Origin of the sequence: Sphingomicrobium astaxanthinifaciens (genome assembly GCF_022865105.1) — a bacterium.
GTDB classification, from domain to species: Bacteria; Pseudomonadota; Alphaproteobacteria; order Sphingomonadales; family Sphingomonadaceae; genus Sphingomicrobium; species Sphingomicrobium astaxanthinifaciens.
On the sequence record NZ_JAKNYM010000001.1, the window covers coordinates 70699 to 92357 of the forward strand.

Sequence of the window (21659 nt, forward strand, 5' to 3'; positions counted from 1 at the left end):
TGGGCGCCGGGGCCCCCGACCACAAGCGGGTCGAAGGACTTAGATCAGGGCGGCGAAGCGGTCGGGATAGGCCACCGCGAGCGCAGGCAGGCTGTTTTGCATCGCGTGCACGAGGAAGGGCATCGCCAGCCCCCAGGCGAGCGAGCGCTGCTTCCACACGACGTAGAGCGTGGAGAAGATGAGGAAGGGCCACCAGATGACCAGCCCCCATGTCGCGGCCTGCACGCTGTGCGCCACCCCCCAGCCGATCGCGCTGATCGCGATCGCGGTGGCGGGGGCGCAGAAGCGCAGCAGGATCGAGAGGAACAGCCCCATGATCAGCGTCTCGACCAGCGGCGCGAAGAGCACCAGCGCGACCAGCGCGGTGACCCCCGACAGCTGCGAGAAGTCGGGGCTTTCGGCCTGCGGCGCGAAACTCTGCACGATCGCGGCCAGCATCAGCGAGCCGAGGATCGTCGTCAGATAGGCCAGCAGGAGCGTGACCAGCGGGCGCGTCGGGCGGCTGAGAAAGGGCGGCACGATCGCGGGCAGGCGAACCCCGGGGGGCGGCGCTGGCGGCGCGATCGCCGACCCGGTCTCGCTCATCCTGATCGCTCCTTTAGGCCGCGCTGTCGCCGGCGGCGCTGTCCTTGCCCTTCTTGGCATAGACGCGGACCGGTTCCTTGCGCCCCTCGACCACCTCGGCATCGACATGGACCTCGTCGACCCCCTCCATCGAGGGCAGGTCGAACATGGTGTCGAGCAGGATGCCCTCGAGGATCGAGCGCAGGCCGCGCGCGCCGGTCTTGCGCTCGATCGCCTTCTTGGCGACCGCGAGCAGCGCGTCGTCGGTGAAGACGAGCTCGACATTCTCCATCTCGAACAGCTTGGCATATTGCTTGACCAGCGCGTTCTTGGGCTCGCGCAGGATCTTGACCAGCGCCTCCTCGTCGAGATCCTCGAGCGTGGCGATGACGGGCATGCGGCCGATGAACTCGGGGATGAGCCCGAACTTCATCAGATCCTCGGGCTCGGTGTGCTTCAAGGTCTCGCCGACGCGCTTTTCCTCGGGCGCGGCGACATGCGCGCCGAAGCCGATCGACTTCTTCTGCAAGCGGTCGCCGATGACCTTCTCGAGCCCGGCGAAGGCACCGCCGCAAATGAACAGGATGTTGGTGGTGTCGACCTGCAGGAATTCCTGCTGCGGATGCTTGCGCCCGCCCTGCGGCGGCACCGAGGCGGTGGTGCCTTCCATCAGCTTGAGCAGCGCCTGCTGCACCCCCTCGCCCGACACGTCGCGGGTGATCGAGGGATTGTCGGCCTTGCGGCTGATCTTGTCGATCTCGTCGATGTAGACGATGCCGCGCTGCGCCTTCTCGACATTGTAGTCGGAAGCCTGCAGCAGCTTGAGGATGATGTTCTCGACATCCTCGCCGACATAGCCCGCCTCGGTCAGCGTCGTCGCGTCGGCCATGGTGAAGGGCACGTCGAGGATGCGCGCGAGCGTCTGCGCGAGCAGCGTCTTGCCGCAGCCGGTGGGGCCGACGAGCAGGATGTTCGACTTGGCGAGTTCGACGTCGCCGCTCGCCTTCGCACCATGGTTGAGCCGCTTGTAATGGTTGTGCACCGCGACCGACAGGACGCGCTTGGCCTGCTTCTGCCCGATCACATAATCGTCGAGCACCTCGTTGATCTCGGTCGGGGTGGGCACCCCGTCGCGCGTCTTGACGAGGCTCGACTTGGTCTCCTCGCGGATGATGTCGTTGCACAGCTCGACGCATTCGTCGCAGATGAAGACGGTGGGTCCGGCGATGAGCTTGCGCACCTCGTGCTGCGACTTACCGCAGAAGCTGCAGTAAAGCGTCGACTTGCCGTCTGTGCTGCCGCCGGAAAGCTTGGTCATGTTCGTCCTTGGTCCTTCGATCGCGCGTGGTGCGGGGTATCCATGCTAAGGCATATCATGCCACAGACAAGCGCAGAAAATCATTAACGCCAGCGCCGCGCGCCGGCTCCTCATGTCCCGATATGGAGCGATCGCCCGATCGCTGCAAGTCCCGTCGCCCCGCCGCGCGCGCGGAAAGACAAGAAATTTCAAAACCTTTGCCGCGGCGGGCCCGCTCAGTCGAACCCGCCCTGCAGGTAGATGCCGGTCAGCAGGACGAGGTTGAGGAAGATGGCAAGCAGGACCAGCCACACGATCCGCGGCGGCTGCCCACCGAAGCGCTCGGCGGTGTTGACCGGGCCGTTGTGCCGCTGGTGCCGGCGCCCTCCCGTGTTGGCGACGACCACGCGGCTCGAGTGGCGCTCACTCGCCAGTTCGCGGTCATAGGCCTTGCGCTTCGCCGGGTCCGACAACACCGAATAGGCGGCGTTGAGCCGATAGGCGTCGTCGGGACGGACATGGTCGTTACCCGCCGCGGCCACGTCGGGATGGTTGGCCCGCATCTTCGCATGATAGGCGCGGCGGATGTCGGCAAGGGCCGCATCCTCCGCCACCCCGAGAAGCGCATAATGGCTCTGCTTCATGGCCCGTGCCTTCTCGCCCTGATATGCCCTGGGACCCAGCCCCAGGCCAAGTCTACCCCGACCTGCTAGCGTTTCAACAGCGCGATGCTCAGCTCGGCGTCACGTCGGCCGCGCCATCCTTGCCCTTGTCCTTGCCCGGCTCGGGCCGCTTGTCGAACACTTGGTCGATGATCCCGAATTCCTTGGCCTCGTCGGCCTCGAGGAAGCTGTCGCGGTCCATCGCCTTCTCGATCTTGTCGAGCGGCTGGCCGGTATAGCGCGAGTAGAGCGCGTTGAGGCGGGTGCGCATGCGCAGGATCTCGCGCGCCTGGATCTCGATGTCGGCGGCCATGCCGCGCGCCCCGCCCGAGGGCTGGTGCACCATGATCCGGCTGTTCGACAGCGCCACGCGCATCCCCGGCTCGCCCGCGGCGAGGAGGAAGCTGCCCATCGAGGCGGCCTGGCCGATGCACACCGTCGAGACGCGCGGGCGGATATATTGCATGGTGTCGTGGATCGCGAGCCCCGCCGTCACCACCCCGCCCGGCGAGTTGATGTACATGTAGATGTCCTTCTTCGGATTTTCCGATTCAAGGAACAGCAGCTGCGCGGTGATGAGCGAGGCCATATTGTCCTCGATCGGGCCGGTCACGAAGATGATGTTCTCGCGCAGCAGGCGCGAGTAGATGTCGAAGCTGCGCTCGCCCCGGTTCGACTGTTCCACCACGACGGGAACGAGGGCGGAGGCAATATCTTCGTGATCGATGCTCATGCGGGGTCCTTTATGTTCGGTCTCGCCCCAACATCGTCATTGGTCGCGCGGGATCAAGCCTGTTTGTGGGGAAAAGTATCGGGCGTATTGGGCGCGGGCTGGGCGAGATAGGCGAGCCGCCGCATTTCGCGCCGCCCCCGCGTGATCGCCGAGATGTTGAGCCCGGCGAAGAAAATCATCGCCGCGAGGATTGTCATCCCGGTGACCAGCACCGCGGTCGGCAGCCGCGGCACCTGCCCCGTCTCGAAGAAGGTCGCGAACAGCGGGATCGCGAGGAGGATCGCGAGGAGCTGGATCGCGGCGGCGATGCCACCATAGAAGGAGCGCGGTTTCTCGACCCGGAACAGCGTGCCGATCATGCCAAGGATGCGCAGCCCGTCGCGATAGGTGTTGAGCTTGCTCTCCGACCCCTCGGGGCGGGCGAGATACTTGGTCGCCACCTCGCCCACCGGCATCCGCAGCTCGAGCGCGTGGACGCTCATCTCGGTCTCGGTCTCGAAGCCCTCGGAGGTGGCGGGGAAGCTCTTGGCGTAGCGCCGCGAGAAGGCGCGATAGCCCGAGAAGATGTCGGTGAAGCTGCGCCCGAACAGGCTGGCGAGCAGCGTGGTGAAGGCGCGATTGCCGAGGACATGACCGCCGCGATAGGCGTCCGCGTCCTCGTGGTGGCGCGTGCCCACCACCATGTCGAGCTGTTCATCCCACAAGAGCTGCACCATCCCTGGCGCGGCGGCAGGGTCGTAGGTCAGGTCGCCGTCGGCCATCAGGTAGACGTCGGCCTCGATGTCGGCGAACATGCGCCGCACGACATTGCCCTTGCCCTGCTGGGTCACCGAACGCACGACCGCGCCCGCCTCGCGCGCGATCTCGACCGTGCGATCCTTCGAATTGTTGTCGAAGACGTAGACTGTGGCGTCGGGAAGGACCTTGCGGAAACCCGCGATCGTGGCGCCGATCGCGGCTTCCTCGTTATAGCAGGGCAGCAGCACGGCTACCCGCGGTGCTGCTGCCCCCGCCATCGACTAGTCGGCCTTCTTCTTGGCCGGCGCCTTCTTCTTGGCCGGTGCCTTCTTGGCCGCCGGCTTGTCGTCGGCCTTCTGGGCCGCCGCCTTCTTGGCCGGCGCCTTCTTGGCCGCGGGCTTCTTGGCCGCGGGCTTCTTGGCGTCGCCCGTCTTGGCGTCGCCCTTCTTGGCCACCGCCTTCTTGGGCGCCGCCTTCTTCTTGGCCGGCGCCTTCGCCTTCGTGTTCTCGGCCTCGAGGTCGTCCTCGCGCTCGAGGTCTTCCTCGAGCTCGGCGCGGGTCACCTCGCGGTCGGTGACGTCGGCGCGCTCGAACAGGAAGTCGACCACCTTCTCCTCATAGAGCGGGGCGCGCAGCTGCGCGGCGGCCATCGGGTTGTTGCGGATATATTCGAGGAACTGCGTCTGCTGCTCGGCCGGGTAACGCTGCGCGGCCTGCGCGATCAGGCGGTTCATCTCGGGCTGGGTGATCTCGACCCCCTGCTGCTGCCCGATTTCCGACAGGAGCAGCCCGAGGCGCACGCGGCGCTCGGCGATCTTGCGGTAATCCTCGGCGTCGGCCTCGATTTCCTTGAGCGCGGCCTCGGCGTCGGCCTCGTGGCCCGCCTCGTGACGCAGCTGCTGCATGATGTTCTCATACTCGGCATCGACCATCGTCGGCGGCACCGGGAAGTCGTGCCCGGCGGCGAGCTGGTCGAGCAGGCGGCGCTTCATGTGCGTGCGCGTGAGCCCGTTGAGTTCCTGCTGCGCCTGGTCCTTGATCAGCCCCTTGAGCTGGTCGAGGTCCTTGAGCCCGAGCGCCTGCGCGAAGGCGTCGTCCACCTTGGTCTCGTCCTCGACGCGCACCTTCTTGACGGTGACCTCGAACTTGGCCGGCTTGCCCTTGAGGTTCTCCGCCGGATAGTCCGCGGGGAAGGTCACCTCGACGGTGCGCTTGTCGCCCGCCTTGACGCCCTCGAGCTGGTCCTCGAAACCGGGGATCAGGCGCCCCGAGCCGAGCTCGATGTTCATGTCCTCGGCGCTGCCGCCCTCGAATTCCTCGCCGTCGACCGACCCGACGAAGTCCATCACGACGAGGTCTCCCTTGCCCGCCTTCTTGGTCTTGGCCGCGTCCTTCCAGCTCTTCTGGTTCTTGGCCAGTTCGGCGAGCCGCTCGTCGACCTGCTTGTCGTCGACATCGACGGTCAGCCGCTCGAGCTTGAGCCCGTCGATCTCGGGGGTCGGCACGTCGGGCAGGATCTCGAGCTTGACCGACACCTCGGCATCCTTGCCATGCTCGTAGCCGTCCTTGAGCTCGACCTCGGGCTGGATCGCGGGCTTGAGCTTCTCATCGGCGATCAGCTTGTCGACGCCGCCGCGCACCGCCTGCTCGAGCGCCTGCGCCTCGATCGCCTCGCCGTGCATCTTGCGGATGAGGTTGGGGGGGACCTTGCCGGGGCGGAAGCCGGGCATCTTCACCTGCGGTGCGACGCGCTTGATTTCGGCCTCGACCTTGGCCTCGATATCCTTGGCCGGGATGGTCAGCTCATAGGCCCGCTTCAGGCCGTCTTTTTCCGTTGCAACGGTCTTCATTTCAACAACTGGTCCCACATCATTCGAATGAAGGGCATGCGCCGCCATCCAGCGTCGGCGGTGGTGCGGGCGAAGGGACTCGAACCCCCACATCTTGCGATACGTGGACCTAAACCACGCGCGTCTACCAATTCCGCCACGCCCGCGAGGCACATGCCCGAAGGTGCGCCGCGCTATAGCAAGTCAGGCGCGAGGGGCAAGCCATAGCGGGCGAAAAAACGCCGGGGCGGCGCAACCGCGCGGCCTGTGTGGCGTTCGTGCGGCACCATGGCCTCCCGTCCGCCCCGCCCCGTCGCGCCCGCGAACCCCGACCCCGAGCCCGATCCCGGGACCGCGCCGGTGCCGCGCACCGACCGCCCGCCCCCGCAGCCCGGAGAGCCGGCGGCGCCCCCGCCTCCCGACCCCGTCTAGGCGAGCGCGGCTAGCGCGCGCAGCGCACCGCGTGAACGCCGTCGAGGCACACGCCATCGAGCTCGGCATCGCCCAGCGACAGGCCGAGATGCGCGGCCAGCGTCGGCAGGATGTCGACGGTGCGCACCGCATCGGGCCGCGCCAGCGCGGGCGCGCCGGGGCGATAGAAAGCGACCGGCACGCGGCGGTCATATTCGTAGGGACTGCCGTGGGTCGACACATAGCCGGGCATCGGCTCGGCGATCGGGGTCACATATTCCTTGATGACAACGTACAGGTCGCCCGAGCGGTCGGGGTGGAAGGAGGCGCGCACGCGCTGCTTGAGCGTCCACCCGGTCGGATCGCCGGTCGGGATCGGCTCCATCATGATTTCCTCGCGGTGCCAGACGGCCTCGACCTGCGGCTCGGCCTCATAGGCCATCTTGAGCCAGCCCTTCGCGACGTCGCGAATCTTGGGGTCGAGGCCGGGATCGACATAGACGTCGCCGGGGGCGCCATATTCGACCCAGCCCTCGGCCAGCCCGAGGCGGTCGCCGACGCTCTTGTTGACGCGCGCCACCAGTTCGGCGTCGATCCGCTCGGCATCGACCCCCGTCAGGCGATAGCGCTCGGGGATCGGCTGCCCGCCATGGTCGGCGGTGAGCACCACCGCATAATCGAGCCCGCGCCCGTCGAGGAACTTGAGGAAGCCATCGAGATTCTGGTCGAGCGCGAACATCTGGAGGCACATCTCGCCGCCGAGCGGGCCATAGGCGTGACCGACATAATCGGTGGCGCTGAGTCCCAGCGAGATGAGGTCGGGCGCCTCGCCGCGGCCGAGTTTAAGGTCGTCGATGAGCGCGCCGCCAAGCGCGAGCACCGCACCGTCATAGGCGGGGGTGCGGCGGAACTTGCGTCCATCGCCCGCTTCCCAGCCGAGCGGGTCACGCCCCATCGGCCCCATGTCGCCGACAGTGACCACCGGCTTTTCGGCGCAGACGGTGGGGATGGTGAGCCCCGCCGACCCGGCATCGATGAGGTTGCGCGTGGTGACGGTCGCCGAGGTGACGACGTCGGGCGCGGGGGGCGCGAGGTCGGTCATCCAGCCGTCCGGCCCCCACCACCAGCGCTGGTCGGCGTCATGGCCGCCGAGCATGACCGCAGCGCGATCCTTGCCCGCGATCGCGACGTTGCGGCTGCGCGCATCGGCGGCCTTCATGTAGGTGCCGAGCGTAGGCACGAGCAGGTGCCTGGCGCTGATGACATCGCGATCGCCCTGCTCGCCGCGGCGGTCGGGATCCTCGGCGCAATAGACCTCGCTGCCCTCGCCGCGCGCCATCTCGACCCATTCGTTGGCAATGATGCCCGTGCGCGCGGGCAGGCTGCCGGTGAGGATGGTCGAGTGGCCGGGGCAGGTCTCGGTGGCGGCCTGCGCCTGGTAGCCGTTCACGAAATAGGTGCCTTGACCCGCGATACGCTTGAGGCCGCCGCTCATCAGCGGGAGATATTCCTCCATCAGCCGGCTCGACAGCTGATCCACCGCGATGACGACGAGCAGGTCGGGCGGTCCGTCGGGCGCCGCCTGCTCGACCGCGGCGGGCGCGCTCGCCATCGGCTGGGGCGTGGAGGCGCAGGCCGACAGCCCCGCCATCATGGTTGCTGCCAGAAGCGGGGCCGTCAGACGCATGTGTTTCTCCCTAACCGTCAAGCTTGGCGCGCAGGATCTGGTTGACCACCTGCGGGTTGGCCTGCCCGCGCATCGCCTTCATCGTCTGCCCGACGAAGAAGCCGAACAGCGCCTGCTTGCCGCCCTTATACTGCTCGACCTTGTCGGCATTGGCGGCGAGCACCTTGTCGACCTCGGCCTCGATCGCGCCGGTATCCGAGGTCTGCTTCATGCCGTGCTTCTCGACGATGTCGGCGGGCGACCCGCCCTCGTCCAGATACAGCTCCATGACTTCCTTCGCCTGCCCCTTCGAGATGTCGCCATCGTCGACCATCTTGAGGATGGCGGCGGAGGCCTCGGGGGTGTTGCGCGCGTCGGAGAAATCGATCTCCTTGGCGTTGAGGATGCCGGGCAGCACGCTGTTGGCCCAGTTGGAGGCGGCCTTCGCCTCGGCACCCGCGTCGAGCAAGCGGTCGAACCAGTTGGCGGTCTCGACCTCGGCGGTCAGCACCGCGGCATTGTAGGGCGTGATGCCGAGGTCCTCGTAGCGCTTGAGCTTGGCATCGGGGAGCTCGGGCAGGCTCTCGCGGCACTCGGCGAGGAATGCATCGTCGAGCTCGAGCGGAAGCAGGTCAGGATCGGGGAAGTAGCGATAGTCATGCGCATCTTCCTTCGAGCGCAGCGGGCGCGTCACGCCCTTGGCGACGTCGAACAGGCGGGTTTCCTGCTGGACCCCCTCCCCGCTCTCGATCGCCTTTACCTGACGCTTGGCCTCATGCTCGATGACCTGCATGACGAAGCGCACCGAGTTGACGTTCTTGGTCTCGGTCCGCGTCCCCAGCTCCTCGCCCGGGAGCCGCACCGAGACGTTGACGTCGGCGCGCATCGAGCCTTCTTCCATGTTGCCGTCGCACGACCCGACGTAGCGCAGGATCGAGCGCAGCTTGCGCAGGTAGGCCCCCGCCTCGGCGGGCGAGCGCATGTCGGGCTTGGAGACGATTTCCATCAGCGCCACGCCGCAGCGGTTGAGATCGACGTAGCTCATGGTCGGATGCTGGTCGTGCATCAGCTTGCCCGCATCCTGTTCGACGTGAATGCGCTCGACCCCGATGGTCTTGGTGGCATCGGGGTTCTTCTCGTCGGGCGCGACCTCGATCTCGCCCTCGCCTACCAGCGGGTGGTAGAGCTGCGAAATTTGGTAGCCCTGCGGCAGGTCGGCGTAGAAATAGTTCTTGCGGTCGAAGCGCGACCATTTGTTGATCTGCGCGTCGATCGCCATGCCGGTGCGCACCGCCTGGCGGATGCATTCCCTGTTGGGCACGGGCAGCATGCCGGGCATCGCCGCATCGACGAGGCTGACCTGCGTGTTGGGCTCGGCGCCGAAGGCGGTGGCCGCGCCGCTGAACAGCTTGGCCTGCGAAGTGACCTGGGCATGGACCTCGAGGCCGATCACGACCTCGTAGCTGCCCTTCTGGCCTTTGATCCGATAGTCGCTCACCACCACTTCCCCGGAAGTTCGATGCTCGGCGCGCGTTCCTCGATCGCGAGGCCCGCGTTGAGCACGCTTTGTTCGTCCATTTCATTGCCGATGAGGTGCAGCCCGAGCGGTAGCCCGTCCTTGTCGACCCCACCGGGCACGCTCATCGCGGGCAGCCCCGCCAGCGAGGCGGGCACCGCGAACACGTCGTTCAGATACATGGCGATCGGATCGTCCGACTTCTCGCCCAGCCCGAAGGCCGCGCTCGGCGCCGTCGGGGTGAGGATCATGTCGCACTGCTCGAAGGCCTTGCGGAAATCCTGCTTGATCAGCGCGCGCACCTTCTGCGCCTTGGTGAAATAGGCGTCGTAGAAGCCCGCGCTCAGCACATAGGTGCCGATCATGATGCGGCGCTTCACCTCGTCGCCGAAGCCTTCGGAGCGGGTCGCCTTGTACATGTCGTGCAGGCCGCCACCCTCGACCTTCTCGCGCAGCCCGTAGCGGACACCGTCATAGCGCGCGAGGTTGGAGGAGGCTTCGGCGGGGGCGATGATATAATAGGTCGGCAGCGCATATTTGGTATGCGGCAAGCTGATCTCGACCGGCTCGGCTCCGGCGTCGCGCAGCCATTCGACTCCCTGCTCCCACAGGGCGTCGATTTCGGCGGGGGTGCCGTCGATCCGATACTCCCGCGGGATACCGACGCGCTTGCCCTTGAGGTCGCTCGACAGCCCCTTTTCCCACTGCGGCACGGGGGCGTCGATCGAGGTCGAATCCTTGGGGTCGAACCCCGCCATCGCCTCGAGCATGATCGCGCAGTCGCGCACGGTGCGCGCCATCGGCCCCGCCTGGTCGAGCGAGGAGGCGAAGCTGACGATGCCCCAGCGCGAGCAGCGCCCGTAGGTCGGCTTGATCCCCGCGATGCCGGTGAAGGCGGCGGGCTGGCGGATCGAGCCGCCCGTGTCGGTGCCGGTGGCGCCCGGCGCGATGCGCGCGGCGACCGCCGCGGCGCTGCCACCCGACGAGCCGCCCGGCGTGATCGCGGCATTGCTGCCCTCGCGGCGCCACGGCGAGATGACTGGCCCGTGCGCGCAGGTCTCGTTCGACGAGCCCATCGCGAATTCGTCCATGTTGAGCTTGCCGAGCATGCCCGCGCCCGCGGCCTTCAAATTGGCCGAGACCGTGCTCTCGTAGGGCGGCTTGAAGTTGCCGAGCATCTTCGAGCCCGCGCTGGTCGTCACGCCCTCGGTCGCGAACAGGTCCTTCATGCCGAGCGGGATCCCCGACAGCGGCTTGAGGCTATCCGAGGCCTTGGCCTTGGCCTCGTCCGCCGCCTTGGCCGCTTCCAATGCCAGTTCGGGGGTCTTTTCGAGATAGGCGTTCAGCGCATCCGACGCGTCGACCGCTTCATTGTAGCGGGTCGCGATCTCGGTCGCCGAAAAGTCGCCCTTGCGAAAACCATCGCGCAGTTGGGCGATGGTCAGGTCGAGAATGTCGCTCACTATTCGATCACCTTCGGCACGGCGAAGAAGCCGTGCTGCGCCTCGGGCGCGTTGGACAGCACATCGTCGCGGCGATTGCCCGCGGTCTCGGGGATCGCGTTGATGACGTCCTCGCGTAGCCGCATCTGCTGGTCGATCACGGTGGCGAGCGGTTCGACGCCGTCGGTGTCGACCTCGCCCAGCTGCTCGACCCAGCCGAGGATATTGTTGAGTTCGGGGAGCAGCGTTTCCGCCTGCTCGTCGGAAAGGTGGATGCGCGCCAGGTTGGCGATGTGGCGCACCTGTTCGATGGTGACAGACATGCGCGCTTCCCTAGCCGCCCTCCCCCTCGCCTTCAAGCGATGTTGAAGCGCGCGCCCGCCATCGCTACCTGAGGCGGATGCTTGCTCGTATCTTCCTGTGGTTCATCGCCCTCGCCACGCTGCTCGTGGTCGCCGGCAGCTTCGCCTTCTTCCAGTTCGGCGACCGCATCCTCGCCGACCAGGCCATGCCCAAGGTCGAATTCGTCGCGCCCCCCGAGGCCGAGGAACCGACCTATGCGAGCGCCGATGCCTGGTGGGCGCGCCCCGACCTTCCCGACAGCCTCGCCGACTGGCAGCCCGACCCCTATCAGGGCGCGGCGCAGATCGAGGTCGCGGCCGACACGGCGGCGGGCGCGGAGGGCCCGGCCACGGCCGGCGAAGGGCCCGCGCCCGAGCGCCCCGTCGCGGTCTTCTTCATCCACCCCACCACCTACCTACAGACCGACCGCTGGAACGCCGACATGCAGCTCGAGGGCATGGCGCGCACCCGCGCCGAGCTGTTCGTGAAGAGCCAGGCGAGCGCGTTCAACAACATCGGCGAGGTCTGGGCCCCGCGCTACCGGCAGGCGACGTTCGGCACCTTCCTGTCGCAATCGGACAATGCGCAGGCCGCGCTCGACGTCGCCTACGGGGACGTGCGCGAGGCGTTCGGGGTGTTCCTCGAGGCCAATCCGAGCAGACCGGTGGTCATCGCCGGGCACAGCCAGGGCGCGCTCCATGCGCTGCGGTTGCTCACCGACCATCGCGACGCGCTCGGCGAGCGGCTCGTCGCCGCCTATGTGGTCGGCTGGCCGGTCGACGCCGCGGCCGACCTTCCCGCGACCGGGCTCGATGCGTGCAGCGGCCCCGCGCAGGCGCGCTGCCTGATGAGCTGGCTCACCTTCGGCGACCCCCCCAATGCGAGCCTCGTGCTGCGCGACTGGCTCAAGGCCGACGGCTATGCCGGGCTGCGCCGCGACCGCGACCGGCTGGTCTGCACCAACCCGCTGACCGGCGGCGAGGATCGCGAGGCGGTGCCCGCCGACAATCCCGGGCTGCTCGTGCCCGATGCCAAGCTGACCACCGCGCAGTTGCTGCCCGGTTCGGTCGGTGCGCGCTGCGACCGCGGGCTCCTGCTGCTCAACGGCACCGTGCCCGCGCTCGGGCCCTATGTCCTGCCCGGCAACAATTACCACGTCTTCGACTATGCGCTGTTCTGGGGCGCGGTGCGCGCCGACCTCGAGCAGCGCTACGCCGCCTGGGCCGCCGCGGCGCCGGGCGCGGGCGCGTGATCGCGCAGGACGCCGCCGCCTTCCTCGCGGCCTGTCCCGGGGGCAAGCTGGCCGGGCTCGACGTGGGCACCAAGACGATCGGGCTGGCGACCTGCGATGCGGCCTGGAGCTTCGCCGGCCCGGCCGAGACGATCCGCCGCACCAAGTTCCAGAAGGATCTCGCCCGGCTCACCGCCTTCGTCGAGGCGAACGGCATCGCCGGCCTCGTCGTCGGGCTGCCGCTCAACATGGACGGCTCCGATTCGCCCCGGACCCAGTCGACCCGGGCCTTCGCGCGCAACATCGCGCCCCTGGGGCTGCCCGTCCTCCTATGGGACGAGCGCTGGTCGACGCAGGCGGTCGAGCGCGCGATGATCGATGCCGACGTCAGCCGCGCCAAGCGCGCCGACAAGGTCGACGCGATGGCCGCAGCGCACATCCTCCAGGGCGCGATCGACGCGCTGGTCAATATCGCCCACCGCGACTAGGAAAACGCGCCATGGACCTTCTTCGCCCCAGCGACCTGTCGGACGAGCAGCTCGACCATCTCCTGCGCGAGGCCGAGCATTGGTTCGAGCACAATCGCGGCACCGACAAGCGCGCCGACCGGCTGGGGGGGCGCAGCATCGCGCTCGCCTTCTTCGAGAATTCGACGCGCACCCTGCTCAGCTTCGACATGGCGGCGCAGCGGATGGGGGCGATGGTCACCCATTTCCCCGCCGCCCAGTCGAGCCTCGCCAAGGGCGAGACGCTGGTCGACACCGCGCTCACCATCGATGCGATGCAGGTCGACGCGCTGGTGATGCGCCACCCCGAACCCGGCGCCCCCGAGACGGTCGCCGCGGCGATCCGCGCGGCGGTCGTCAACGCGGGCGACGGGACCGGCGAACATCCCACGCAGGGGCTGCTCGACGTCGCCACGATCAACCATCATTTCGGCCGCGTCGAGGGGTTGAAGGTCGCGATCTGCGGCGACATCCGCCACAGCCGCGTGGCCTCCTCGACCCACGCCCTGCTCGAGCGGCTCGGCGCCGCGGTCACCCTCGCCGGCCCCGCCGCCCTGCTGCCCGAGGGACATGACGGCCCCGACGGGATCGACGCGGCGGTCGCAGGCGCCGACGTCGTGATGATGCTGCGAATCCAGCGCGAACGGTTGGCCGCCGATCTCGGCGATGCGCCGGGCGAATATCTCGCCCGCTACGGGCTCACCCGGGAGCGCTTCGCGACCGCGGCGCCGGGCGCGGTCGTCATGCATCCCGGGCCGATGAACCGCGAGGTGGAGATCAGCGGCGCGCTGGCCGACAGCGAACACTCGCTGATCAGCACGCAGGTCGAGATGGGGGTCGCGATGCGCATGGCGGTGCTCGACCTTGCCATCAACGACCCCGCCAGCGGCGACTGAACAGGAAGACGGGCCCCCGATCCGCCGATCGAGGGCCCGTCGTTTAGCCCATTGGGGCGAGCCTCGCGCCTAGCGCGAGGCGAAACGCGTCGGCGCGTCGCCGTTCATCTTGCGGACGAAGCATTCGCCCCCCGCCTGCTTGACCTCGACGCAGAAATCGCGCGCCGCCGCGTCGCTGGCAAAGCCATGCGCGGCGAGGCGATAGAAGGTCTTGCCGTCGAGTTCGAGCCGCGCCGCCATCGGCTGGTAGGCGGCGAGCGCGTCGACGCGGGCGGTGGCGAGCGCCCAGCCGCGCTGCAGGCTCGAGCGGCGCGAATAGGAACCGAGCTGGACCACCGAGCGGCTCGCCCGTTCGGCGGCCACCGCTTCGGCGCGGATGCTGCGCACCGATTCGGTCAGGCGCGTGGTCTGGCGGCTCAGCGCGGGCTGCGGGGTGGCCTCGCGCGCGGTGCGCGCGGCCTCGGCGAGTAGCGCCACCGGGGCGACCGGGTCGACGTCGAGCGCGGGGCGCGTCTCGGCCTCGTCCGCCGCGGCGGCCTCGGCGGTCACGTCGACGAGTTCGATGTCGCGCACCGGGATGTCGACGGTGGTCGCATAGACGCTCGGCGCGGGATCGGGGGCGATGGTGGGCAGCGCTGCGGCCGGGGCGGGCGCGCTCGGCGCGCGCATCGGCGCGGGGGCCGCGGCCACCGCCACCGGCGCGGCGAGCGATGAAGGCGAAGGCGCGGGCGCGGGGAGCGACGACGGCGCGGGCGTGGGCGACGCCACGCGCTGCGGCGCGAGGCTGGCATAGCGCGGCTGGTCGGCATCGGCGTGGAGCGCGAGCCGCACCGGCTGACCCGGATCGACCGGCGCGGGGGTCACCCCGACCAGCGCGGCGACCTGCTGCGAGGGGTGCTCGGGATTGGCCATCTGCATCCAGCTCTGGAGGCGCGCGTCGAGCTGGTCGGCGGGCACGTCCTGCGCGGCGACGATCCGCGCCGCCTCCCAGTTGCCGTTCATCGCGTGGACCAGCGCCAGGTTCTGGCGGGTCCGCGCGGTGGCGGCGGGGCTGCGCGCGGCGGTCTCGAGGATCTCGAGCGCGACCTGCGGCCGCCCGGCCATCGCCACCGCGAGCCCGAGGTCGGCGGCATCGACATAGCCGCGCGCCTGTTCGAGCCCGGCGAGCGCCTGGTGGCGCTTGCCCTGCGCGATCTCGACCAGCGCCTTCTTCATGATGATCTTGGGCTGGGCAGGCATCAGGCTGAGCGAATCGCGATAGGCGGCCTCGGCCGAGGCGAAGCGGCCGTCGGCGAAATAGATGTTGCCGAGCAGCGCGCGGAACCCGGCATCGGTCGGGCTCGCTTCGACGGCGCGCTCGGCGAGCGCGATCGCCTCGGCATGGTTGCCCTCGATCAGCGCGCCCTGTGCGCGGCTGGCCAGGCCGATATTTTCCTTGTCCATCTTGCCGGCAAAGCCACCCATGCCGGCATCGCTCATGCCGCAGGCGCCGAGCGCCGCTGCCATGGCCGCAAGGCCGACTGCGCGTCCCATCGTGATCTTGCTCATCTGACCTACCCTTCCCTGGTTTGTCGGTCCTATTCGGTCTCCACGCCAGCCTGCGCGACCAGCTCGTCGAGCTCGGTCATCTCTCCCAGCAGGCGGTCGAGCGCCTCGGTCACCATCTTCTGCGCCGACTGGCCGGTAAGGGCACAGGCGAGCCGCAGCTTGAGATGGCGCTCCCGATCGAGACGCAGCGTGAAGGCGGCCTTGTCCTTGGCGCCGGCCCGCGCCTGCGCCACGTCGAGGGTCGAGAGCGCATGGCCCTCGAGGTCGTCCTCGGCATCGGCATCGGCGTCGGCGGGCTCGGCAACGACCGGCGCTTCGGGCGCGTCGACCCGCATGGCCGCATCGAGGACAAGCTCCTCTTCCTGCGCATCGTCCCCGTCCGACGCCGGCGCGGCGGCGGGGCGCGAGAGGAACGCTGCGAAACGGTTGTTGACGGTGGGGTCGAAGTCGTCGCCCGCCGCTTCCTCGGCGGTGGCTTCTTCCTCGCAGCCGAAGACGTCTTCCTCGTCCTCGCCCGTCACTTCGCCCGGCTCGTCGGGGCGCGACAGCCCCTGCGCGATATCGGCGGCGGGCAGCTTGGCCTCGGCGGCCTCGGCGTCGTCGGGGGCATCGCCCCAGGCCCCGCCCTCGCTCTTCTGCTGCGCGGTGAGCGGCGCGAGGTCGGCAACGGTGCGCATCAGTTTGGGCGCCTCGTCCGCCGCCTCGGCGGCAGGTTCGGGGGCCGCATCGAACGCGGTCGGCTCGTCGGCGGGCACGCCGCGGCTGGCCGCGAAGGTGCTCTGCGAGACCGGCGGCGCATCGAACACGGTGGCCCGCGATCCGGGGTGCGCAAGCGGCTCGGCGACCGGCTCTTCGGCGACCGGTTCCGAGGCGTAGGGGGCCTCGGCGGGCGTTTCCCCGGCATAGGGTTGCTCGGCGGGCAGGTCCTCAGCGGGCGCTTCCTCGCGAACGTTGGCGGGGATCGGGGCGCTGAAGGCATCGGCCTTCTTGGCCTCGACACGCGCTCCCGAGAAGACGTTGGGGCTGTCGCCCTCGGCCTCGGGATCCCACAGTTCGGCGGTGGTGTCCTCGAGATCGGCGCCGTCGTCGGCATATTCGCCCTGGTCCGCGTCCTCGCCATATTCGGCGGCAAGCTTGGCCTGCTGGTCGTGGACCACCGGCTGCGACGGGGTCAGCCCCGACAGCGGATTGCGGTTGATATGCTCGACGCTCGCGCCTTCCTCGTTCGAGGGCGCGGCGGGGGCTTCGAAGCCCATGTCGTTCCAGCCGAGGTCGTCGAGACCCCCGGGGCCGGTCTGACCGAAATTCTGGCGGCGCATCGCCGGACGGGCCGAGCCCTTGCGAGCAAGGAGGCCCCCGGAGAGCGACGCGAATGCCTTGGGTGCATTCATCGTGACGCTCCTATCCGACGCTTAACCGACGACCCGGCGACCGAAGCCACCGACCGGACGCGGTGCCGACGGGGCACCCCCCTGGCTCGGCACGCCTCCCACGTTGGGGGCGGCAAAGACGGTGCGGCGGAAATTCTTCTCGAGCCGGTCGGCGACGTAATTCCACAGCTCGACGATTTCCTGGCTCGAGCGACCCTCGGGATCGATTTCCATCACCGTGCGGCCATCGATCATCGAGGCGGCGAAATCGGTGCGGTGGTGCACGGTGACCGGCGCGACGGTGCCGTGCTGCGACAGCGCGACCGCCGCTTCATAGGTGATCTTGGCCTTGGGGGTGGCGGCGTTGACGACGAAGATGGCGGGCTTGCCGGCGCGGTCGCACAGGTCGACGGTGGCGCCGACGGCGCGCAAGTCGTGCGGGCTCGGGCGGGTCGGGATGACGACCAGCTCGGCCACCGCGATGACCGACTGGATCGCCATGGTGATCGCCGGCGGGGTGTCGATCACGGCGAGCTTGAAGCCCTGCTGGCGCAGCACCTCGAGGTCGGACGCGAGCCGCGCGACCGTGGTCTGGGCGAAGGCCGGCATCTCGTCCTCGCGCTCGTTCCACCAATCGGCGAGCGAACCCTGCGGATCGATGTCGATGAGACAGACCGGACCGTGGCCGGCCCGCTGGGCCTGAACCGCAAGATGGCCCGAAATGGTGGTCTTGCCCGAGCCACCCTTCTGCGATGCCATAGCCAGAACGCGCATTGTTTTCCCCTCGCCGGAATTGGACGAATATTTTCGATCCGGCCCAATTGGCCTGAAGGGCACTAAAATCTGGTTAACGCTTCTTCGGTCGCGCCTGCCGGTTTGCAACGCGGCAGCGATCTGGCATCAGGGACGCGCAACTTTAGTGTCGTGATATCAAACGGATATGGTAGCGAAATGGTAAGCATGACGAACCCGCTTTTTTCCGCGCTCCTGCTGGCGCTCGCCGCCCCGCCCCCGGCGGACGGCATCGGCGAGGGCATCGCGGCATGGCGCGCGGGCGAACATGGCCGCGCGGTGGCGATCTGGGCGCCGCTGGCCGAGGCCGGCGACCGCGACGCGCTGTTCAACCTCGCGCAGGCCTATCGGCTCGGGCGCGGGGTGCCCGTCGACCTGGCGCGCGCGCGCACGCTGTTCGAGCGCGCTGCGCGGCAGGGGCACCTGGGGGCGCGCACCAATCTCGGGCTGATGCTGTTCGGCGAAGGCGAACGCAGCGCCGGGCTGCGCTGGTTGCGCGAGGCCGCCGACGCGGGCGAACCGCGCGCGATGCTGGTCTACGGGACCGCGCTGTTCAACGGCGACACGCTGCGGCGCGACATGGTCACCGGCTATGCGCTGGTCAGCCGCGCCGCCGCCAAGGATCTCGCCGCGGCGCGCACGACGCTGGCCGAGATGGACCGCCTGCTCCCGGTCGACACGAGGCGCGAGGGCGTCGCGCTCGCGCGCGCGCTGGCCTCGGGCGAGCGCGCGCTGGCCGCGAGCCTCGGCCCCTCGCCCGCGCCGACGGCGAGCGCGAGCGCCGCGGCCGCCGCGCCCCCTGCCGCGGCACCTGCTCCTGCACCGGCACCTGCCCCTGCCCCCGATTCCGCACCCACGTCCGCAACGCCGGCGCCCGCGCCCAAGACGGTGACCGCGCCCTCTCCCGCGCCCGCTCCCGCGCCCAAGGCGGTCCCCGCGTCCGCACCGGACGGCGGCTGGGCGATCCAGCTCGGGGCCTTCTCGCGTAGCGGGGCGGCGCAGGCGCTCTACGACGAGGTCGAGGCCCTGCCCGCGCTCAAGGACAAGCCGCCCGCCTATATCGAGGGCGCAGGGGTGACGCGCTTGCGGATCGGCGGGTTCGCCAGCGCCGCCGCGGCCAAGCGCGCCTGCGCCGCGCTCGAGGCCCGCGGGCAGGCCTGCTTCGCGCTGCGCGATTAGCGTCGGCTAGTCGGCGCCCGGGTCGGCGGGCGTGAACCCGAAGGCGTGGAGCAACGCGTCGAGGTCGGCGTGATCGAGCCGCGCATCGGCGGCGGCGGCGACCCGCGGCTTGGCGCGATAGGCAATCCCCAGATCGGCCTCGTGCAGCATCGGCAGGTCGTTGGCGCCATCGCCGATCGCGACCACCGGCCCGCCGCACCTTGCGCGTTCCTCGACCAGCACCGCGCGCTTGACCGCGCCGTCGACCACCGCGCCCTCGACCCGCCCGGTGAGGCGACCGTTCGCGACCTCGAGCCGGTTGGCGACGACGCGGTCGAACCCGAGCGCGCGCGCGACGGGCTCGGCGAAGGCGGTGAAGCCGCCCGAAACGAGCACCGTGCGCACGCCATGGCGCGACAGCGTCCCAACCAGCGTGGCCGCGCCCCGGTTGGGGCGGATGCGGGTGGCGAGCAGTGTCTCGATCGCCGCCACCTCGAGCCCCTCGAGCAGCGCGAGCCGCGCGGCGAGCGCGCGCGCGAAATCGAGCTCGCCGCGCATCGCGCGCTCGGTGATGTCGGCGACCGCCGCGCCCACCCCCGCCAGCGCGGCGAGTTCGTCGATGCACTCCTGCCCGATCATCGTGCTGTCCATGTCGGCGAGGAACAGGGCGGGCGGGCGATCGTGATCGTGCACGACATGGTCGACGCCCTCGAATTCGGCGAGCGCGGCGCGCAGCTCGGCGACCGGGCGCGCGCTTTCCAGCCGCGCCACGCGGCCAACCTCGAGCCAGCGCGCCTCGGCCCCGAGCCGCGCCGCCAGCGTCTCGAGCCGGCTGGCATCGAGCGCGGCGGCTGCTATCAGCGTCGCAATGGCCATGCATCCTCCTCTCGCCCTCATCGCGGGTCCGACCGCGAGCGGCAAGTCCGAACTGGCGCTTCGGCTGGCCGAGGCGAAGGATGGCGTGGTCATCAACGCCGACAGCGCGCAGATCTACGCCGACCTGTCGATCCTCGCCGCGAGCCCCTCGCCCGGCGAACAGGCCCGCGCGCCGCACCGCCTCTACGGGGTACGCGATGGCGCCCTGCCCTGTTCGGCCGCCGACTGGGCGGCGCTGGCGAAGCAGGAAATCGCCGTCGCACGGGCGGCAGGAAAGCTGCCCATCCTCGTCGGCGGCACCGGGCTCTACCTGCGCACGCTGCTCGACGGCATCGCCCCGGTGCCCGAGATCGATCCCGCGATCCGCGCCGCGGTCCGCGATACCGACACGGCGAGCAATTACGCCGCGCTCGCGACCGAGGACCCGGCGGCGGCGGCGCGGCTCAATCCCGGCGACAGCCTGCGGATCGCGCGCGCGCTCGAAGTCGTGCGCTCGACCGGCCACCCGCTGTCCTACTGGCAGGCGCGAAAGGAAGGCGGGATCGGCGGTGCGGTCACGCTGCGCCCGCTCCTCCTCCTGCCCCCGCGCGACTGGCTCGCCGCGCGCTGCGACCGGCGCTTCGAGACGATGGTCGCGGCGGGCGCGATCGAAGAAGTGACGGCGCTGCTGGCGCGCGGGCTCGACCCCGCCCTGCCGGTGATGCGCGCGATCGGCGTGCCCGAACTGGCCGCGCATCTTGCGGGCGAGACCAGCCTCGACGACGCGATCGCGGCCGCCCAGCGCGCCACGCGGCAATATATGAAGCGCCAATATACCTGGTTCCGCCGCCAGCCGCCCGCCGACTGGCCGCGCTTCAGCGACCCGCTCGACAGCGACGACGCGCTGGCGCGTGCCCTAGCCCTGCTCGCCCCCCCGGCCTAAGGACGATCCATGGACATCATCACCGACGACGCCATCGACCCCGCGCCCTTGGCGGGCAAGCGCATCGCCATCATCGGCTATGGCAACCAGGGCCGTGCGCAGGCGCTCAATCTCGCCGACAGCGGGATGGACGTGGTGGTGGGTCTTCGCGAGGGCAGCGCGACCGTCGAGCAGGTGCGCGCCGACGGCTTGACCGCATTGCCGCTCGAGCAGGCACCGAGGGACGCCGCGCTGACCATGATGCTGGTCCCCGACGAACTGATGACCGGGATCTACGGCCTCGTCGAACCCGCGCTCGAACGGGGCAGCGCGCTCGGCTTCAGCCACGGGCTCGCGGTGCATTTCAACCATGTCCGTCCGCGCGCGGACCTCGACGTCCTGCTCGTCGCGCCCAAGGGCCCCGGCACCGCGCTGCGCCAGCTCCATACCGAGGGTAAGGGCATGCCCGCGCTCTGGGCGGTCGCCGAGGACCGCAGCGGCAAGGCCAGGCAGGTCGCGCTCGCCTACGGGCAGGCGATCGGCTGCGCGCGCGCCGGGCTCATCGCCTCCTCGTTCGAGGAGGAATGCGTCGCCGACCTGTTCAACGAGCAAGCGGTGGTCTGGGGGGGCGTCCCCGCGCTGCTGCTCGCGGGCTACGAGACGCTGGTCGAGACGGGCTATTCTGAAGAGGTCGCCTATTTCGAATGCGTGCGCGAACTCAAGCTGCTCGCCGACCTGATCGAGGCGCGCGGCATCGCCGGCATGCGCGAGGTCATCTCGAACACCGCCGAGCTCGGCGCGGTGCTCGGCGGACCGGCGGTCATCGACCATCATGTGCGCGCGCGCATGCGAGACATCATGACGAGCGTGCGGGGCGGCGAGTTCGCCGCCCAGCTCGCGCAGGAAGCCGCCGAGGGCTATCCGCTCCTGACGAAGGCGCGCGAGCGCGCGCGCGCGCATCGCGCCGAGGCGGTGCGTCAGCGGCTCGAGGAGATTTCGCCGACGAGCGCGTCCTCGTCGACGTCGTAGCCGGGGCGGTCGCCGACCAGCGCGCGCTCGAGATAGCGCCGCGTCATCTGGCGGTGGACGTCGACCACCGCCGGGTTGGCGGCATCCTGCGCGCGTTCCATTTCCTCGGCTGCACGTTGTGCGAAATAGAAGCGATCCTGTTCTGCCATTGC

At 69.6% G+C, this 21659-nt stretch carries 21 protein-coding genes and 1 tRNA gene; 6 read left to right on the forward strand and 16 right to left on the reverse strand.

Annotated elements, in window-relative coordinates:
- Positions 1-39 precede the first annotated feature (39 nt).
- The 11 genes from L8951_RS00345 to gatC form a co-directional block, all read right to left on the reverse strand.
- The gene (locus L8951_RS00345; protein ID WP_244380982.1) at positions 40-585 is read right to left on the reverse strand and encodes a CPBP family intramembrane glutamic endopeptidase; all 546 of its coding nucleotides are present in this window, start codon (positions 583-585) and stop codon (positions 40-42) included.
- 13 nt (positions 586-598) lie between these two features.
- Positions 599-1882 carry an ATP-dependent Clp protease ATP-binding subunit ClpX gene (clpX, locus tag L8951_RS00350; protein WP_244380983.1) on the reverse strand — a complete coding sequence of 428 codons (1284 nt, stop codon included), beginning with the start codon at positions 1880-1882 and terminating at the stop codon, positions 599-601.
- A 215-nt stretch (positions 1883-2097) separates the two neighbouring features.
- Positions 2098-2505 (reverse strand): J domain-containing protein, encoded by a 408-nt coding sequence (locus L8951_RS00355; protein WP_244380984.1) that lies wholly within the window; start codon positions 2503-2505, stop codon positions 2098-2100.
- 88 nt (positions 2506-2593) lie between these two features.
- On the reverse strand, positions 2594-3256 hold the full coding sequence (locus L8951_RS00360; RefSeq protein WP_244380985.1) for an ATP-dependent Clp protease proteolytic subunit: 663 nt from the start codon (positions 3254-3256) through the stop codon (positions 2594-2596).
- A 53-nt stretch (positions 3257-3309) separates the two neighbouring features.
- Complete coding sequence (locus L8951_RS00365) at positions 3310-4272, reverse strand: glycosyltransferase (protein WP_244380986.1); 963 nt, start codon at positions 4270-4272, stop codon at positions 3310-3312.
- A gap of 3 nt (positions 4273-4275) precedes the next feature.
- Entirely contained in the window at positions 4276-5844 is a 1569-nt protein-coding gene (gene tig / locus L8951_RS00370; RefSeq protein WP_244380987.1) for a trigger factor, read from the reverse strand.
- A 61-nt stretch (positions 5845-5905) separates the two neighbouring features.
- Positions 5906-5990, reverse strand: a tRNA-Leu gene (locus L8951_RS00375).
- Between the two features lie 275 nt (positions 5991-6265).
- Complete coding sequence (locus L8951_RS00380; RefSeq protein ID WP_244380988.1) at positions 6266-7921, reverse strand: alkaline phosphatase family protein; 1656 nt, start codon at positions 7919-7921, stop codon at positions 6266-6268.
- Positions 7922-7931: 10 nt separating this feature from the next.
- Positions 7932-9398, reverse strand: a complete 1467-nt coding sequence (gatB, locus tag L8951_RS00385; protein ID WP_407696387.1) for an Asp-tRNA(Asn)/Glu-tRNA(Gln) amidotransferase subunit GatB — start codon at positions 9396-9398, stop codon at positions 7932-7934.
- Entirely contained in the window at positions 9395-10879 is a 1485-nt protein-coding gene (gene gatA / locus L8951_RS00390) for an Asp-tRNA(Asn)/Glu-tRNA(Gln) amidotransferase subunit GatA (RefSeq protein WP_244380990.1), read from the reverse strand. The genes gatB and gatA overlap by 4 nt, the downstream gene beginning before the upstream one ends.
- The gene (gene gatC, locus L8951_RS00395) at positions 10879-11181 is read right to left on the reverse strand and encodes an Asp-tRNA(Asn)/Glu-tRNA(Gln) amidotransferase subunit GatC (protein WP_244380991.1); all 303 of its coding nucleotides are present in this window, start codon (positions 11179-11181) and stop codon (positions 10879-10881) included. Before gatC ends, gatA begins: the two co-directional genes overlap by 1 nt.
- A 77-nt stretch (positions 11182-11258) precedes the next feature.
- Here gatC and L8951_RS00400 point away from each other — a divergent pair, with 77 nt between their 5' ends.
- From L8951_RS00400 to L8951_RS00410, 3 genes are read left to right on the forward strand one after another with little or no spacing between them, the layout of a single operon-like run.
- Positions 11259-12452: a DUF3089 domain-containing protein gene (locus L8951_RS00400; protein ID WP_244380992.1), complete on the forward strand. Its 1194-nt coding sequence runs from the start codon at positions 11259-11261 to the stop codon at positions 12450-12452.
- Positions 12449-12919 (forward strand): Holliday junction resolvase RuvX, encoded by a 471-nt coding sequence (gene ruvX / locus L8951_RS00405; RefSeq protein ID WP_244380994.1) that lies wholly within the window; start codon positions 12449-12451, stop codon positions 12917-12919. The genes L8951_RS00400 and ruvX overlap by 4 nt, the downstream gene beginning before the upstream one ends.
- A gap of 11 nt (positions 12920-12930) precedes the next feature.
- Positions 12931-13833 carry an aspartate carbamoyltransferase catalytic subunit gene (locus tag L8951_RS00410; protein ID WP_244380995.1) on the forward strand — a complete coding sequence of 301 codons (903 nt, stop codon included), beginning with the start codon at positions 12931-12933 and terminating at the stop codon, positions 13831-13833.
- 69 nt (positions 13834-13902) lie between these two features.
- Here L8951_RS00410 and L8951_RS00415 read toward each other — a convergent pair whose 3' ends face one another.
- Genes L8951_RS00415 through L8951_RS00425 form a run of 3 tightly spaced genes read right to left on the reverse strand, consistent with a single transcriptional unit; the run spans position 13903 to position 17525 of the window.
- Positions 13903-15381: an SPOR domain-containing protein gene (locus tag L8951_RS00415; RefSeq protein WP_244381000.1), complete on the reverse strand. Its 1479-nt coding sequence runs from the start codon at positions 15379-15381 to the stop codon at positions 13903-13905.
- 29 nt (positions 15382-15410) lie between these two features.
- Positions 15411-16772 carry a hypothetical protein gene (locus L8951_RS00420; protein ID WP_244381686.1) on the reverse strand — a complete coding sequence of 454 codons (1362 nt, stop codon included), beginning with the start codon at positions 16770-16772 and terminating at the stop codon, positions 15411-15413.
- A 21-nt stretch (positions 16773-16793) separates the two neighbouring features.
- Complete coding sequence (locus tag L8951_RS00425) at positions 16794-17525, reverse strand: ParA family protein (RefSeq protein WP_244381002.1); 732 nt, start codon at positions 17523-17525, stop codon at positions 16794-16796.
- A 186-nt stretch (positions 17526-17711) separates the two neighbouring features.
- Between L8951_RS00425 and L8951_RS00430 the strand changes: the two genes are divergently transcribed.
- Entirely contained in the window at positions 17712-18722 is a 1011-nt protein-coding gene (locus L8951_RS00430) for an SPOR domain-containing protein (RefSeq protein WP_244381003.1), read from the forward strand.
- Positions 18723-18728: 6 nt separating this feature from the next.
- Here L8951_RS00430 and serB read toward each other — a convergent pair whose 3' ends face one another.
- Positions 18729-19577 (reverse strand): phosphoserine phosphatase SerB, encoded by an 849-nt coding sequence (serB, locus tag L8951_RS00435; protein WP_244381004.1) that lies wholly within the window; start codon positions 19575-19577, stop codon positions 18729-18731.
- On the opposite strand from serB, the gene miaA reads away from it, so the two are divergent.
- A complete protein-coding gene (miaA, locus tag L8951_RS00440) occupies positions 19570-20499 on the forward strand; it encodes a tRNA (adenosine(37)-N6)-dimethylallyltransferase MiaA (protein ID WP_244381005.1) in 930 nt (309 codons plus the stop codon). The two genes, serB and miaA, sit on opposite strands and share 8 nt — an antisense overlap.
- 9 nt (positions 20500-20508) lie before the next feature.
- Positions 20509-21507, forward strand: a complete 999-nt coding sequence (ilvC, locus tag L8951_RS00445; RefSeq protein ID WP_244381007.1) for a ketol-acid reductoisomerase — start codon at positions 20509-20511, stop codon at positions 21505-21507.
- Here ilvC and L8951_RS00450 read toward each other — a convergent pair.
- The gene (locus L8951_RS00450) at positions 21456-21656 is read right to left on the reverse strand and encodes a hypothetical protein (RefSeq protein WP_244381009.1); all 201 of its coding nucleotides are present in this window, start codon (positions 21654-21656) and stop codon (positions 21456-21458) included. The genes ilvC and L8951_RS00450 overlap by 52 nt on opposite strands.
- Positions 21657-21659: the final 3 nt, after the last annotated feature.